Source organism: Oribacterium sp. HCP3S3_B9 (genome assembly GCF_052064255.1).
Classification (GTDB): Bacteria; Bacillota; Clostridia; order Lachnospirales; family Lachnospiraceae; genus Oribacterium.
This window is the reverse complement of sequence record NZ_JBQHVY010000022.1, coordinates 1-15,462: the sequence shown is the minus strand read 5'-3', so window position 1 is coordinate 15,462 and position 15,462 is coordinate 1. Positions and strand designations below refer to the sequence as shown.

Genomic DNA, 15,462 nt, shown 5'->3' with positions numbered 1-15,462 from the left:
TCATTCTCCGTAATACAGGTAAGCCCGGGAAAGCCACTCAGTGGCTTTCCCGGACCTTCCTCATCTCATGTTGTTATTTTGTGTACTCCGCCGTAATCTGACGAATCAGCTCTAATCTCTCTGGCGCAATATCCGAAGCGATGGTGCAGTCCGCGCCGATGGCAACGCCCTTTGTTCCTGCCTCATCGAGAATCTTCCTGATTTCCGCTCTTAACTCTTCCTCTGTTCCAGTATAGAGGATGCTTCCCTCCGCATTGTCGAAACCACCGATGACCGGCTTGTCACCGAGGATCTTCTTTCCTTCGCCGAGGCTGATTCCCTCAGAATATACCGCCCAGTTGTACGCAGCAACCGGATAGTCCTTATACCAGCTTAAGTGGTTGGTATATTTTCCATATCCGCAGATATGAAGGATGGTATTATCTGCAAACTGGTTGATATAGTTTAATACATCCAGGTCCAGTGGCTCTACCAGCTTCTTATGACCATCGTGTGTCAGCATCTTATCCTGTACACACTGTACACTGTAGTAAATACCGTCGATGGAGGTCTCCTCGAACAGCTTCTTCACGAGGATCTTGGTGTCCTCTGCGATGCATCTCGCCGCCTTCTCCATCACCTCCGGGCTCTCGTGGAACAGTCTGACGAACTTCTTGAAGTCCTCGTCATACTCCTCGAAACGAAGACGGATGTACTGAAGCGGGGAGAAAAGGTTGTAATACTTATAAATATCATCTCCTGCATACTCGCAGATCTCCTTCACATACTCAACCTGCTTTGTGATCCACGGATGATCTGCTCCCACAGACTCCACCTTATCCAGATCCTCCACCGAAGTGATGGTCTTGCGGCAGACAGATGGATGGCCGAAGAAACCATCGGACATGATCTTTAAGAAGTCCGGCTTTACCTCGTCGATGTACTTCTTCTGCTCCGTTACGACGGTGTTGTAGATGTCCGGATCCGCACCGCTGTAATGGTTATGGAAAGATACGAAGTGATGCCAAAAGGCTGCCGGTACTCGATCTTCCGTTTCGTTCTTTAAAAATGCCTCAAAAACCGCTTTTCTATCGTCTGTCATACAATTCTCCTTTTCCTTCACCTGCCTTGAAATCCAGTGAATTCTTCCATCATTGATATTATTCGGAATCGAACAGTCCGCACCCATGATGTAGCCACGATGTCCGTTTTCCCGGATGAGCTGATTTACAAATCTGCAGACCTCTTCCTCGGTGCCTCTGTCGATCAGGGTATCCGGGTTGTTGTCAAAGCCGCCCAGCACGCACTTGCCTGGGAACAGCTTACGGCCTTCCTCGATGCTGATACCCTCGGTAAAGGTCGCCCAGTTATATGCCTTTGCCTCATAATCCTGATACCAGCTCAGGTTGTTTGTGTGATGCGCGTATCCGCAGATGTGGAGGATATTGTAATCACTCAGCTTGTTTGCGGTCTCCAGCACACGGGTCTCGGTCGGGCGGATCAGACGGTCATAGGTCTCACGGTCATACATACTGCTCTGTACATTCTGTACGCAGTAGTAAATTCCGTCAAGCTTTGTCTCCGTCAGAAGCTTCGTCACCAGGATCTCCAGGTCTTTCTGAATCTCCATGCCGGCCTGATGAAGTTCCTCCGGGAAGTGCTCTGCGAGGTATACAAAGCGGTCATATTTCAGATCATAAAAGTCCAGGCGGATTCGGATGACCTGAAGCGGAGCGAACACGTTGTAGAAGGTCATGACCTTATCGCCGAACATGTCGACCAGGCGGCGCACATGCTTCACCTGCTCCGTAATCCACGGATGATCCGGTCCGATGCTCTTGATGGCCAGAAGATCTTCCGCTGTTTCCAGATGGTTGTTCATCACTGGCGGATATCCCATGAAGCCCTCGTTCATGAGCTTCATCATATCCGGCTCGATCGTCTCAAAATAGCGCTTGTGGCCTTCTACGATCTTTTCAAGAATCTCTGGATGCTCCAGTCCCTGGAACTGATCTTTCCCGAGTACAAAGTGATGCCAGAATCCCATCGGAATACGGTATGTCTCTTTATTGTCCATGGCATCTTTCAGAAGCTGCCGTTTATTCTCGCTCATAGATGCGACTCCTTATTTTCTTATTCTGTGATTTTTCCAGCTGCGTAATCCATCAGTGTAGCGATCTGGTAGGACATCGTAACTGCGCCCGGATCCAGATTGCCCAGTCCGCGGTTTGCCTGATAGCTTGCGCGGCCTCGGATAGCTTCCATATTCTTGGTATTCTCTGCGCCGTCTTCAGCAGCCTTCTTTACAAGTGCACATAACTCTGCAGACGGCGTTCCGTTTGCGAGGCACTCCTCGTAGGTCTTCACTGCTGGTGCCAAGGAGTCGATCATGGTCTTGTAGCCTTCCTTTGCCTGGCCTCTTGCTACGATGGCATCCAGCATCGCCTTTAATACGGTGCACAGCTCTGCATCATGAAGAACCTCCACACCCTTTAATGCCTTCGCCGCAGCGATGTAAGCACTGCCGTACAGAACGCCGGAAGAACCGCCGATAACTGACATCATGATCTTACCGATCTCCTTGAACTCATCCGAAAGCTCCATGACTTCCAGACGATCGATGTTCTTTACCAGGTTCTCAAAGCCCATGTTGATGTTGGTCCAGTGATCACCATCACCGGTAATGCTGTCCAGCCCGGTAATATAGTCACCCTTTGAATGGATCAGCTCATAGGCCAGCTTAATATACTCTGTATAATCTTTTGCAGTTAACGTAAACATGATTTATTTCCTCCATCAGATCTTAAGTGCCGGCGTGTCACACGGAGCATCCAGCAGTTCCTTCAGTTCATCATCCAGCTTCATCAGGGTAACCGATGCACCCGTCATATCGATGGCGGTGCAGTAGTTTCCTACGAAGGTACGGTAGGCCTTGATGCCCTTTTCCTTCAGAAGCTTCTGTACTTCCATATTCAGGATGTAAAGCTCCATCAGCGGCGTTCCACCGAGGCCGTTCACTAATACAGCTACCTCGCTCCCTGTGTAATCATAATCCGCCAGAATGCGGCCAACCAGAATCTCTGCGATTTCCTTTGCAGTCTTGATCTTGGTCGTCTCAACACCCTGCTCTCCATGGATACCCATACCGATCTCGATCTCATCGTCTGCAATCTGGAAACCAGGCTTGCCGACGGCCGGAAGGGTGCACGGCGTCATGGCCACACCCATGGTACGGATATTGCGCACCGCCTTCTCCGCTGCTTCCTTGACTTCTGCGAGACTTGCGCCCTGCTCTGCCTTTGCACCTGCGATCTTATGTACGAATACAGTACCAGCGATGCCTCTTCTTCCGGTTCCCTCTTCTCTGTCCGGAACAGCCACATCGTCCTTTACAACGACCTGTGCCACCTCGATATCATCCATTTCTGCGAGGTCTGCGGAAAGACCGAAGTTCATGATATCACCGGAATAGTTCTTGATGACCATCAGTACACCCTTACCACAGGAAACCTGCTCGATCGCGCTTCCGATACGGTCTGGACTTGGTGAAGAGAAGACGTTACCGGAAATGGCCGCATCCAGCATACCCTTTCCTACGAAACCTGCGTGCAGTGGTTCATGACCTGCGCCACCGCCGGAGATCACCGCAACCTTGTCGGTCTTCTTTTCTTTTCTGCTGATGACTTCCATCTTCGGTGTGTACACCAGCTTATCCGGGTACGCTGCCTGCATGCCCATCAGAGCCTCACTTACTACGTCTGTCGGATTGTTAATAATCTTTTTCATAACATACATCCTTTCCTGATTTTTGCCTTATGCCATACCGAGATAAGCTTTCTTTACCATCGGATCATTTGCAATGTCGCTGGCCTTGCCAGACATACTTACGAGACCGTTTTCCAGTACATACGCTCTCTGAGAAACCTGAAGTGCCATATTCGCATTCTGCTCGATCAGAAGAACCGTAACGCCCTGCTCGTTGATCTTTTTGATCATGTCGAAAATCATCTCTACGAAGTTCGGCGCAAGTCCTAAGGACGGCTCGTCCAGCAGAATCATCTTCGGGTTTGACATCAGTGCCCGTCCTACCGCCAGCATCTGCTGCTCGCCGCCGGACAGGGTACCTGCCTGCTGTGTGATACGCTCCTTCAGACGTGGGAATAATTTATATACTCTCTCATAGGATTCCTTGATCTTATTCTCGTCCTTCACAACGAACGCACCGATACGCAGGTTTTCCTCTACGGTAAGCTCCGGGAATACCTCACGTCCCTCCGGCGAAATACCGATGCCTGCTTTCGTCATTGCATGTGCAGGTAGATGCGTGATATCTTTTCCGTCAAATGTAATCGTACCGCTGCTCGACTTGACGATGCCAACGATCGAATTTACAAGCGTTGTTTTTCCGGCGCCGTTACTGCCGATCAGGCAGACGATCTCGCCCTCATCTACTTCCAGGCTGATGCCCTTTAAGGCGTGGATCGCGCCGTAATTGGTGTGCAGATCATCAATTTTTAGCAGCATTATTCGAACCTCCCAGATATACGTCGATAACCTTCTGATTCTTTGCGATCTCTTCCGGAAGTCCTTCCGCGATCGGCTTTCCATGGTCGATGACATAAATACGGTCCGAAATATTCATAACTACACTCATATCATGCTCGATCATAAGAACAGTGTAACCCTGCTTCTTTAAAAGTCGGATGAACTCCATCAGTTCGTGCGACTCCTGCGGGTTCATGCCTGCTGCCGGCTCATCAAGCAGAATCAGCTTTGCACCGGTAGCGATTGCACGGGCGATCTCCAGCTTTCTCTGATCGCCGTAAGGAAGGTTCGATGCATAATCATCCTTCCGGTCGTAAAGGCCTACTTCCTTCAGAACCTTCAGTGCATCATAGGTAATTGCATCTTCCTCTTCTCTGAATTTCTTTGTTCTGAAAATAGAAGAAGCAAAGTCATATTTTGTTTTGATATGTGCACCAACAAGTACATTTTCGATTACCCGCATATCCGAGAAAAGGCGGATATTCTGGAATGTTCTTGAGATACCTTTTTTTACGATATCTCTCGGGTTTATGCTCTGGATTTCTTCACCCTTAAACTTGATGGTACCCTCATCTACTTTATAAACTCCGGTCAGCATGTTGAATACGGTCGTTTTTCCTGCTCCGTTCGGTCCGATAATACTGATGACCTCACCCTCGTGAACCTTGAAGCTGACATTTTCCACCGCAACAATGCCACCGAATCGTTTCGTTATTCCCTTGACCTCTAATAACAAATCTTCTCTAGCCATTGTGCCTCCATCCGTTCCCAACTCGTTCTATTACACGTTTGCCTCTTCACCGTTCATCTTCGCCTGCACCTTCTGAGATAATTTATAAGGTAAGGTCGATTTCCATCCCAGTAATCCTTCTGGACGGAAACGCATCATCAGAACCAGGATGACGCCATAGAGAACGAAGCGGTATTTCATAAGGCTTCTGGAAATCTCCGGGAAAGCAACCAGAACGATTGCTCCTACAAACATGCCTCTGAGAGTTCCCATACCGCCTAAAATAACGATACTTAAAATCAGGGTTGAAACATCAAAGTTAAATGTATTCGGATCGATATAACCGATCAGGGAAGAATACAATGCTCCGCCCAGTGCGCAGATCATGGCCGAAATAACAAATGCCAGGATCTTATATTTTGTGATATTGATTCCCATCATGGTGCTGGCCATCTCATCGGTTTTGATAGCTCTGAGCGCTCTTCCGGTCTTCGACTGGATCAGTGCTCTGCAGAACAGAGCGATCAGCACGATCATGATCAGAATCAGGAAATACATACCATTGTTTGCCACCGTCAGCTTCATGCCGAAGATCTGTGGCTTCGGGATATTTTTTACGCCGAGTGTACCATTCGTTACACTCTGCCAGTTCATCAGAACCATCTTGACGATCTCACCAAATCCCAGGGTGATGATGGAAAGGTACGTTCCGGTTACACGTAATGTAGGCAGTCCTACCAGCACGCCGATGACGGCAGCCACCAGCATTCCGATGATCATCGCTGGGAAAAAGGACCATCCCAGGGTGACAGCTAAAAGTGATGCTGTGTAAGCTCCGATGGCGACGAAGCCTGCATGCCCCAGCGATACCAGACCGGTATAGCCGGTCAGGATATTGAGACCCAGTCCAAGGATCGCGTAACATCCGATTTTTGCAACGACCGTCAGAAAATACTGGTTCTTTGCCACGAACGGCAGTGCAATCAGAAGAACAGCCAGAACGCCCCAAAGGATCTTTGCGTTCTTCGCTGTAAACTGTTCGAACGAAGAAAGCAGTGTACTATTATCTTTTTTCATCTTTATCCTCCAAGTATCGTTACGGTGTCTTATACCTTGGTGATGCCCTTCTTACCAAACAGACCGTTCGGACGAATGATCAGCACCAGGATCAAAATGATAAATGCTACAGAATCGCGGTAGGTAGAGCCGAAGAAGGCAACCGCCATACACTCGGAAACACCGATAATCAAACCGCCCAGGATCGCGCCCGGAAGACTTCCGATACCGCCGAGAACGGCCGCTGCAAAGGCCTTTAAGCCGGCCATGAATCCCATGTTCGGATAAACGATTTCGTAATAACCGCCAACCAGCGCACCGGCGAGTGTTGCAGATACACCTGCGAGGAAGAATGTAAAGCTGATGACAAAGTTTACATCGATGCCCATCATCTTTGCGGCCTTTGCATTCTGCTGACTGGCTCTCATCGCAAGACCGATCTTGGTTTTAAATACGATGAATACGAGGATCAGCATCAGCACGACCGACACCACGCACATCATGATCTGTGTCAGTGTGATGGAAATAGAACCGATCTTGATCATGCCGTAACCGAAGATGTTCGGGAAGTTTCTTTTCTCTGAACCGAGAAAAACAATCAGGAGGTTGGTGATGATGTTGGAAATACCGATGGTCGTAATCAGAGATGCGATTGGCGGTGAGCCCTTTTTACGAAGCGGCTCCAGTGCGATCTTATCGATCATGATACCTAACGCACCGGTTACGAACATACTTAAGAGAATCCCTGGTACGATGCCGAATTTCATACTTACGATGAATACCATGGCGATTTCCGCGCCAAACGCGTAAATGGAACCATGTGAGAAATTGACCAGTCGAAGGATTCCGAATATCAGCGAATAACCGACCGCTATTAACGCATATCCCATGCCCAGGGCTAAACCATTAAAAACCTGTTGAACAAGCATTGAGGCTCCTTTCGAAGATATAGTGAGAGCCGGAAAGCACGCTTTCCGGCTCTCTCAGATGTACTTACATAAATTTTTAAGTTTGCTTATTTCATTTTAACGAACTTGCCATCTTCGATGGTTACCTTTACGAATGCCTTATCTACATCACCCGTTGCGTCAAACTTGGTCTGACCGGTAACGCCTGGATAATCCACGTTGTAAAGCGCATCCTTCACCTTATCGGACTCCGTAGTGCCTGCAGCTTCGATTGCGGTCAGCAGCATGCCTACAGAATCATATGCCTGAGAGGTCAGTGCAGATGGTGCGCTGCCGTACACATCGGTATACTGCTGTACATATGACTTAACCTCAGGATCATCAGAATCTGCAAAGAAGATAACCGGGAAGCATACACCGTTTACGGCGCTTCCACCAAGCTCCAGGAGCTGCTGGCTGTAGGCGTTAGAGAATGCGATGATGGCAACATCCGGATTCACCTGCTTGTACTGCTTTGCAACTGGTGCTACGAGGTTATACATACCACAGCAGATAACAGCCTCTGCCCCTGCCTCGTTCAGCTTTGCGATTGCTGCAGAATAGTCATCGGAGCCTTCCATCACTTCCTCATGTGCTACGACAGAAACGCCCTTATCGCTCATACCGTCGATGATGTCGGTGATGATCTTCGAGGTATTGGTTCCCCAGTCGGTCATGATGGAGATGATACCAATCTTCTTCTTGCCGAGGTCGTTAACTGCGATATCTACACTCGCACCACCCTCCTTGGAAATAACGGTGTTGTTTCTGAAGATATAGTCACCGATGGAAGAATAGTCCGGATGAGAGGAAGATGGGGAAATCTCGATCACACCGTTTTCCTGGTAGATCGGCGCTGCGGTCATACATACGCCAGAAGCGAAATGTCCGATGACGCCGGCGATGTTGTCCTTATCCGATACGATCTTCTGTGCGATGGTGGTTGCTTCCTCAGAAGTATTCTTATCATCGTACTCAACGATCTGTACCTCTCTGCCCAGGCATCCGCCGTCCGTGTTCCACTTCTCTGCCATTAACTTGGCTGCGTTTGCGAATCCGATGCCGTACTCTGAGTTGTCACCGGTCATCGGTCCTGCAACTGCGATGGTAATCGGATTCGATGTGTCCAGATTACCGCTGCCACCCTCTGCTGCTGCAGAAGTCGCTGCCTCTTCCTTCTTCGCTGCTGTGGTTTCCGGAGCCTTACCGGAACCGCCGGAGCACGCTGTCGTCAGCGCCATCGCTGCAGCGAGTGTTAATGAAAGTGCAATATGTCTTTTCTTCATATCTGTTTCCTCCTGATTTCGTGAACTTTCCCTGTTCACCTTTTCGCTTGTGATGTAATATTACTTTTTTTCATCAGCAGAGTCAATGCATTTTGTGCATTATACTTATTTTTGCCGTTTCTACATGGCGATCATTTGTTTTATTTGTACATCTTATTGCATTATTACAAAGCTTTTTTAGATAGATGTGTCATTTTGAGACAAGCGGTGAACCGTGCACTTTAGAATTCTTTTGATTTTACCTAGCATGCGCTCCTTTCATAATAAAAAAAACCATCACATCCCTGTTTCAGGAACATGACGGCTTTGCCACCTAGTTATAATTTATATAAGGCTACTAATATCAGTGCTGTTATCAATAACCTTATTTTTATTATTTTTATACTAAAGTCAACATTCATTGTCAAGCATAATTTATGTCTGCCTTTCATTCGTATATTATGCCACTATCCACACTTACATCCTGAGCAGAAGTTCCTTTGCGACGACGTCACCGCCCTCCAGGTAGTAGCGTGGTACGCGCTTGCTGACCGCGCAGATGAGCTCGTACGGGATGGTGCCGGCGAGCTCCGCGAGCTTCTCGACCGGCTGCTGTGTGCCGAAGATCTCCACGACACTTCCGACGTCAACATTGGTCTTATCCGTAAGATCGATCATGCACATATCCATGCAGATCTTGCCACGCTGAGCGGCCGGACCATCGACGGTCATCAGGCTGCAGCGGTTCGACAGTACACGGAAGAAGCCGTCGGCATAGCCATACGGCACGACGCCGATGCGCTCCTTTTTCGTGGTCGTGTAGATGCCGCCGTAGCTGATATGCGTACCGGCCGGATAGATTTTAATCGTGCTGACCGTCGTCTTCAGTGACATGAGGGGCCGGAGGCCGAGCTTCTGCGCGAACTCGCCATAGCCGTACAGCAGGAGGCCCGGGCGCACCATATCGAGCCAGGTCTCCGGATAATCCACGGTCGCACCGGTGTTGGCGCAGTGCCGGAGGAGGAAACGGTGCCCCCACTTCGCCTCGGCAGCTGCGATCACGTCCGTGAAAAGCTTAAACTGATGCTCGGTGTACGCCCGGCAGTCCTCGCCCGGCTCGTCGGCCACTGCGAAATGCGTGAAGATCCCCTCCGCCTCGAGGCCCGGCAGCCGGCACGCCTCCACGATCCCGTCGACGCCATGCTGGAAATAATCGCCGTCACAGATGTAGCCGAGTCGTGACATGCCGGTATCCACCTTGATATGGATCTTCAGCGTTCCGCCGTACTTCACCGCCTCCGCACTGTATTCATGCGCCTTCGCCTCACAGGTCACGGCCTGCGTGATGTTGAAACAGATCAGCCGGTCGACCTGCTCCTTCGGCGTGTGCCCGAGAATCAGAATCGGCATCGTGATGCCGTGAAACCGGAGCTCCATCGCTTCGTCAATGCTGGAGACCGCGAGGTAATCCGCGCCGAGCTCCTGCAGTTTCTTTGCGATATGTACCGAGCCATGCCCGTAGGCGTCGGCCTTCACCACACCGAGAAATTTCCGATCACGCCCGATATAGTCCCGGATCGTATGATAGTTGTGGCTCAGGGCATCGAGATCGATCTCCGCCCAGGTCCTCCGAAGTGTTGACGTCATATCTGTAGATTTCATCGCATGCAGCCTCCTTCGATGCTGATCGACCAGCTGTTCGTATAGGTCTCCTCCGGCTCCACGGTGATGAAGTCCGGTTTCGTTTCGAATTCGTCGATGACGCTGTCCGTCGACGGGAGGGACGACCATGGTTCGATGCAGACGAACGGAGCGTCGGTTTCCGGTGCGTGCCAGATGCCGAGGTACGGCATGTCCGGGAAGGTCACGGTGACCTTCTTCTCGTCCTTCTGCGAGCCCAGGGTGACGGTATGCGGCATATCCTTCAGGATGATCGCATCGTGGTCAAACAGGCTATGCTGCAGCGGCAGATAGCGTCCTTCCGCCAGCGCATAGTCATGCATGCCCCCGCTGATCGTATAGCGCTCCGTGAGCTCCATCTGCTTCGGGGTCGATACCTCATGGAAGTCGAGCCGGTAGTCCTCGAAACGGAGCGCCGGGTTCAGCGGCACGTTGAAGCCCGGGTGGATGCCGTAGCCGAAACGCATCGTGCGCACATCGCGGTTCCGCACCTGGAACTTCACGATCAGCGTTTTTCCACATAAGCTATAGAAGATATCCACGGTCCAGTCGCGGTCATAGAGCTGCCGCGTCGACGTATCCGACTGAAGCTGCAGATGCAGGGAAGTCACCGTCTCTGCCTCAGCGCCAGCCTGACCTGCTGCATCTCTTACCGTTTCGGCTCCTGCCTGCTCCTCGCTCTCCACCTTCGTGAGCTCGTAATCCCGCAGAAAGCCATGCTGACCCATCTCATGCAGCGCGCCGTCCATCCGATACTGATTATTCGTGAGCCGCCCGATGCACGGGAACAGCTGCGGCGCATGCCGCTTCCAGTACGTCGCATCCCCGATCCAGATATACTCCGTTTTATCCGCGTCCTTCATCGACACGAGCTCGCCGCCCTTACTCGACACCTGCACTTCCATCTCACTATTCCTAAGCGTATAAATCATCACCACCACTCCTTTTCACGCACACGACTTGCATCCGCAAAATCGTCATATAATTAACGATATAACTATATCCTATTCTCTAATAGAAGGAAATAGAGTAAGCGAATTAGCCATAGTTTTAATCATACTGTACACACTGCCGCACTCCGCGAAGCATCAAGTTTGGAATTTGCCAATCGTATATTCGCAATTATTTCGAAATTGCCAACCGAAAATATGGAATTATTTAGAAATTGCCAATCGAAAATTTATGTTCTAAAAACTCAGCCGAGGCATCTGCCCCGGCTGACTTCAACTTCATTTCTTTTTCGTCTGCGCGTGATGTCTCGTTCGTACCACGCTCTTTCGATGGCGTATAACGCTTCTTCCGCATATCACGCCTCGTATACCACGCTTTTCTTCCGTATATCACGCTTCGTTCGTGTGTCTCTTTTTCTTCTTATAGGTTACACCCCATGCGGCGAGGAGTACGACCGCTCCGCCGAATACAGCGCCATAGGTACGCATGCTGCTCTCATCACCGGTCTTCGCTCTGCGGGATGCGCCGAGGACTCTGCCAACCGGCGTATCTGCGAGCTTGTCACGTACCGCACCGAGAACTCGTCCTACTTCACCTTCTGGCTCTACGGTCGGCTTTCCGGTCGGGCCGTTCGGATCCGTACTCGGATCTCCCTTCGGGCCTCCACCAGAGGAAGATCCTCCGCCACCGCCGCTGCTCTTCCGGTAGCTGTTCTTAAACTCCACGATGCTCACTTCCGCACCGTTCTTCGTGATGGTCTTCTGGGCTTCGAGCTTGTCCTCTGCGTTCCGGATGACATTGACGGTCATCGTGTAGACGGAATCATCATAGGTCCAGCGGGCGTTGCTGCCAGCCTTCTCGGTAAAGGTATATACATACGGACCGCCCACGGTCGTGTAGCTGATCTCGCCGAACTCGATCTCACCTGCGCCCGCCGTTACGGTCTTCGGCGTGCCTGCTGCAGTGCCTTCCGGCATCGGCGCGTCGGCACTCGGCGTCATCACGAACTCGAACTTCTCGTCACTCGTGATGCTGTTGCCGTACTGGTCGGTGATGACCTTGCGTACCGGTGGATCCAGCTTCGCGGTCGACAGCTTCCAGGTCTTCGGCATCGCCTTCACTTCATACTCATAACCACCCTCGACGGCCTCCGGCATGATCACCAGGAACGGGCTGAAGCTGTGCCATGCGACATGCACGGTCTTCTGCTTCACGAGATACAGTCCGATCTCGAGCTCGCCGACCTCCTCGCCCGATTTGATGTCATCCTTCAGTGCGGTGATGCTGTGATCCTCTGCGTATTTCGCGAGCGTCTTCGGCAGCTCCGCCGAGTTCAGGCTCTCGCGATCGATCGTCACGCCACTGCCTGCGAAGTCCTTCGCCAGGGTGAACTCTGTCACGGAGCTTCCATCGACCACATCACCGACACGGTACAGCGTATAGGTTCCGGCCTCGTCAGCATCGACCGCTGCGCCCTTATGATCCTGGTCACCCGGCGTAATCGTGATGCTTCCGAGCTTCGTCTGGCTATAGCTCTCGACAGACGCAAAGGCTGTAACTGTCTGCATCGCGAGAAGTGCCACTGTCGTGATTCCCATCAGCCATTTTTTAATTCGTCTTGTTTTCATCATCTGCTTCACCCGATTCCTTACTCCTGTGCTCATCCTTCTTCTTCGACGGTATCAGCAACGCGATCAAGAACAGCACCGCGACGCCCATCACCGCAAACGGGATGTACTTCTGAATCTTCTCCTGTGTCGTGAGCTCTCGCTCGACGTGAACGACCGGAATGCTCTTCACTTCTTCCTCCGGCAGGTTCTCGATCCGGTGGCCCCTCACCAGAAGTCGGTGAGTATTGATGCCATACGGCGTACACGTCATCAGTGTAACATAATCCTGTCCATCCTCTACCTCCAGCGCCTCCAGCTCTGTCGGCAGCACCGTCAGAATCTGGTCCACCTGATACGTCATCTTCCGGTCCATCACGGTGAGGATGAAAATGTCTCCCTCGCCCAGCTCCGGCAGATCCGTAAACAGCTTCGCACTCGGCAGTCCCCGATGCGCGCTCAGCACCACATGTGTGCCCTCGCCGCCGACCGGAAGACTGGATCCCTCCAGATGTCCCACCGCCTCGTTCAGCACCGCACCGGATGTGCCATGATAGAACGGCAGCTTCACGCTGATTTTCGGGATCTCCAGGTAACCCATCATCCCCGATCCATCCACGTTCAATGCTGTCTCATAGCCTTCCGTCCGGCTGTCTTCCGAAAACGGGTTAGGATTCTGCCTTAGTCTTTCGTTATACTCCTCTGCGACCTCGAAATACTGACTGAAGTCCTCAGGGGTGATCTCCTTCACCGCATCATCATAGTTTACGACCACGCGCGATGCATGCTTCGCGTTCACGTACTCACTGACGTACGGATAAAGAACGATACCTAATCCAGCCAGAAACAGCAGAATGATCAGTATAGTCGCGATAATTCGTTTTTTCATTCCAACCTCCGGCTTTCAGTTTCGGGAAATGTTTCACGTCCCGGAGAGTCCCAGGAACCGGGACCTGGTTCCTGAGCTACTCCCGGATGTCAAGCACCCGGTATCATACATTTGAGAGATATGATCGTCGTTCGAAAGATTACCTGCACTTCTTATGCTCTCTTCTTGATGATGAGGGTAACCGCTGCACCAGCCATCACGATCAGGCCAACCACTGCGAATGCTACCGTACCCATGCCACCGGTGGAAGGAAGAAGAAGACCCTTTACGTTCTCTACAGAAACAGAATCGTTCGACTCAGCTGTTCCATTTTTAATGCTTACTCTACCGCCATTAACATGGCCCGTCGTCTCATCATAAGTTGCTGTCACAGTAATGGTAATTTCATGATCCAGTACATTATAACCGTTTGCGGTAGCTGTCTCTACCAGATAATAGGTTCCAGCTCCAAGACCACGAACATTCAGCTCCGTGTCATCTACTGCAGTGATATTTTCTGTTGCATCTGATTTGGTAGAAACATGGTAATGTGTTCCATCCGTCTTAAACTTCATTGCATTTGCAGTTCTACCGGCCTTCAACTCGGTATAGTTATTTGCGTCATAGAGCTTAAAGGTAGCTGTTAAATTACTATCCTTCTCACCACTTCCCTCGAAGGTCTTTGTCAGGCCAAAATCATACGTCATGACCGGAACATCTTTTTCAGTTGTCTTATACTCAGAATAAGTCAAAAACTCTTTGTTTACAAATCTAGTATCAGCAGCTGCTTCATCTTTCAGTGTAGCGGTGTACTTAAAAACGAGGGTCTGTCCAACATACTTTTCCTTATGATTCTTCGGATCAATTTCGATATGGAATGCACAGCCATCATCTAAACCAGTAATAACTGTTGTACCTTCAGCTAATTCACCATAGTTTAAGCCCTTTAATGTTGTAACCGGTGTGCTTGCATTCAGCTGGTCCGTCGTATCTGCTGCATATACCTGCACACTCTTATCATTGAAGCTAAGTTCATTTGGAAGCTTATCATGTACTGTAATCTTTTTGCTGATGTCAATGGACTCTGGAACGACCACTGTAATATAATACGTAGCATTCTGGCCTGCCGTAATTGATGCGGTCTCAACCTTCTTATCATCCTTCGGGTAATCGTTCTTTTCTGTAATCTCGATGTCGGAGGTTGCAAGAATCAGATTCGTTCCAAGTGTAGATGTGATCAGATAGTATCCATCACCTACAACTGTTTTAGCCGTATCTGCAGTAAGTTCAATCACATCTGCATTCTCAGGACATTTTTCATTAAAAAATGCTGCCATAGCCTTGGCTGTAGCTTCGTTACTCTCAACCCCTTTCTTTAAAGTCACAACATATCTCGTGCCATCTGCAGATGGTTTGCAATCGAGCCAAAGCTGCTTTTCATCCTGCAGCACAGGTAACCACTTGCTATCGCTGGCAATTGAATATGCAATACCAGATGCAGATGAAGGCTTTCCTACTGTAGCATCCGTAGTATTCCCCTTAGTAGCATCATCCTTGATTACATCCAGAATCTTGTACGCCTTATATTTCTGTTTTGCCTGTCCATCATAAGTATTATCATGCTTAATTGTAATACTTGCTGCCATTGTTGTGAACGACATCGCTCCAACCAGTGCGCTGGCTGTTAAAACTGCAAATAATTTTCTGAACTTTTTCATTATCTCTTGTATGATGATTCCAGAAGCTAAATCAACATTTTCCTTTCTTTTTGATTCTGTGGTTCAATACATTCAGATACTGTGGGACTTTTTATTATCCCCTGTAGCTCTGACTA

The 15,462-nt window shown here is 50.0% G+C and carries 14 protein-coding genes; all 14 read right to left on the bottom strand.

What is annotated here, in order from left to right:
* Positions 1-73: 73 nt before the first annotated feature.
* The gene (locus ACTNC3_RS10085) at positions 74-2,092 is read right to left on the bottom strand and encodes a uroporphyrinogen decarboxylase family protein (protein ID WP_410042243.1); all 2,019 of its coding nucleotides are present in this window, start codon (positions 2,090-2,092) and stop codon (positions 74-76) included.
* A gap of 20 nt (positions 2,093-2,112) precedes the next feature.
* The gene (gene dhaL / locus ACTNC3_RS10080) at positions 2,113-2,760 is read right to left on the bottom strand and encodes a dihydroxyacetone kinase subunit DhaL (RefSeq protein WP_410042242.1); all 648 of its coding nucleotides are present in this window, start codon (positions 2,758-2,760) and stop codon (positions 2,113-2,115) included.
* Positions 2,761-2,775: 15 nt separating this feature from the next.
* Complete coding sequence (gene dhaK / locus ACTNC3_RS10075) at positions 2,776-3,765, bottom strand: dihydroxyacetone kinase subunit DhaK (protein ID WP_441227348.1); 990 nt, start codon at positions 3,763-3,765, stop codon at positions 2,776-2,778.
* A 27-nt stretch (positions 3,766-3,792) separates the two neighbouring features.
* On the bottom strand, positions 3,793-4,500 hold the full coding sequence (locus ACTNC3_RS10070) for an ABC transporter ATP-binding protein (RefSeq protein ID WP_410042594.1): 708 nt from the start codon (positions 4,498-4,500) through the stop codon (positions 3,793-3,795).
* Complete coding sequence (locus ACTNC3_RS10065; protein ID WP_410042240.1) at positions 4,487-5,275, bottom strand: ABC transporter ATP-binding protein; 789 nt, start codon at positions 5,273-5,275, stop codon at positions 4,487-4,489. Before ACTNC3_RS10065 ends, ACTNC3_RS10070 begins: the two co-directional genes overlap by 14 nt.
* A 30-nt stretch (positions 5,276-5,305) precedes the next feature.
* Positions 5,306-6,331, bottom strand: a complete 1,026-nt coding sequence (locus ACTNC3_RS10060) for a branched-chain amino acid ABC transporter permease (protein WP_410042239.1) — start codon at positions 6,329-6,331, stop codon at positions 5,306-5,308.
* Between the two features lie 29 nt (positions 6,332-6,360).
* Complete coding sequence (locus tag ACTNC3_RS10055) at positions 6,361-7,239, bottom strand: branched-chain amino acid ABC transporter permease (RefSeq protein WP_410042238.1); 879 nt, start codon at positions 7,237-7,239, stop codon at positions 6,361-6,363.
* Positions 7,240-7,325: 86 nt separating this feature from the next.
* Entirely contained in the window at positions 7,326-8,543 is a 1,218-nt protein-coding gene (locus tag ACTNC3_RS10050; protein ID WP_441227347.1) for an ABC transporter substrate-binding protein, read from the bottom strand.
* A 456-nt stretch (positions 8,544-8,999) separates the two neighbouring features.
* Complete coding sequence (gene alr, locus ACTNC3_RS10045; RefSeq protein ID WP_441227346.1) at positions 9,000-10,184, bottom strand: alanine racemase; 1,185 nt, start codon at positions 10,182-10,184, stop codon at positions 9,000-9,002.
* Positions 10,181-11,134, bottom strand: a complete 954-nt coding sequence (locus ACTNC3_RS10040; RefSeq protein ID WP_441227345.1) for an aldose 1-epimerase family protein — start codon at positions 11,132-11,134, stop codon at positions 10,181-10,183. Before ACTNC3_RS10040 ends, alr begins: the two co-directional genes overlap by 4 nt.
* Positions 11,135-11,360: 226 nt before the next feature.
* Positions 11,361-11,507, bottom strand: a complete 147-nt coding sequence (locus ACTNC3_RS10035; protein ID WP_441227344.1) for a hypothetical protein — start codon at positions 11,505-11,507, stop codon at positions 11,361-11,363.
* Between the two features lie 35 nt (positions 11,508-11,542).
* A complete protein-coding gene (locus ACTNC3_RS10030; RefSeq protein ID WP_441227343.1) occupies positions 11,543-12,751 on the bottom strand; it encodes a Spy0128 family protein in 1,209 nt (402 codons plus the stop codon).
* 10 nt (positions 12,752-12,761) lie between these two features.
* The gene (locus ACTNC3_RS10025) at positions 12,762-13,649 is read right to left on the bottom strand and encodes a class C sortase (RefSeq protein WP_441227342.1); all 888 of its coding nucleotides are present in this window, start codon (positions 13,647-13,649) and stop codon (positions 12,762-12,764) included.
* A 152-nt stretch (positions 13,650-13,801) separates the two neighbouring features.
* Entirely contained in the window at positions 13,802-15,346 is a 1,545-nt protein-coding gene (locus ACTNC3_RS10020) for an isopeptide-forming domain-containing fimbrial protein (protein WP_441227341.1), read from the bottom strand.
* Between the last annotated feature and the right edge of the window lie 116 nt (positions 15,347-15,462).

Excerpts from the sequence above, each read along its gene's own strand:
- ACTNC3_RS10085 (WP_410042243.1), bottom strand. The coding sequence starts at position 2,092 with ATGAGCGAGAATAAACGGCAGCTTCTGAAAGATGCCATGGACAATAAA.
- dhaL (WP_410042242.1), bottom strand. The coding sequence starts at position 2,760 with ATGTTTACGTTAACTGCAAAAGATTATACAGAGTATATTAAGCTGGCC.
- dhaK (WP_441227348.1), bottom strand. The coding sequence starts at position 3,765 with ATGAAAAAGATTATTAACAATCCGACAGACGTAGTAAGTGAGGCTCTG.
- ACTNC3_RS10065 (WP_410042240.1), bottom strand. The coding sequence starts at position 5,275 with ATGGCTAGAGAAGATTTGTTATTAGAGGTCAAGGGAATAACGAAACGA.
- ACTNC3_RS10060 (WP_410042239.1), bottom strand. The coding sequence starts at position 6,331 with ATGAAAAAAGATAATAGTACACTGCTTTCTTCGTTCGAACAGTTTACA.
- ACTNC3_RS10055 (WP_410042238.1), bottom strand. The coding sequence starts at position 7,239 with ATGCTTGTTCAACAGGTTTTTAATGGTTTAGCCCTGGGCATGGGATAT.
- ACTNC3_RS10050 (WP_441227347.1), bottom strand. The coding sequence starts at position 8,543 with ATGAAGAAAAGACATATTGCACTTTCATTAACACTCGCTGCAGCGATG.
- alr (WP_441227346.1), bottom strand. The coding sequence starts at position 10,184 with ATGAAATCTACAGATATGACGTCAACACTTCGGAGGACCTGGGCGGAG.
- ACTNC3_RS10040 (WP_441227345.1), bottom strand. The coding sequence starts at position 11,134 with ATGATTTATACGCTTAGGAATAGTGAGATGGAAGTGCAGGTGTCGAGT.
- ACTNC3_RS10035 (WP_441227344.1), bottom strand. The coding sequence starts at position 11,507 with ATGCGGAAGAAGCGTTATACGCCATCGAAAGAGCGTGGTACGAACGAG.
- ACTNC3_RS10030 (WP_441227343.1), bottom strand. The coding sequence starts at position 12,751 with ATGGGAATCACGACAGTGGCACTTCTCGCGATGCAGACAGTTACAGCC.
- ACTNC3_RS10025 (WP_441227342.1), bottom strand. The coding sequence starts at position 13,649 with ATGAAAAAACGAATTATCGCGACTATACTGATCATTCTGCTGTTTCTG.
- ACTNC3_RS10020 (WP_441227341.1), bottom strand. The coding sequence starts at position 15,346 with ATGAAAAAGTTCAGAAAATTATTTGCAGTTTTAACAGCCAGCGCACTG.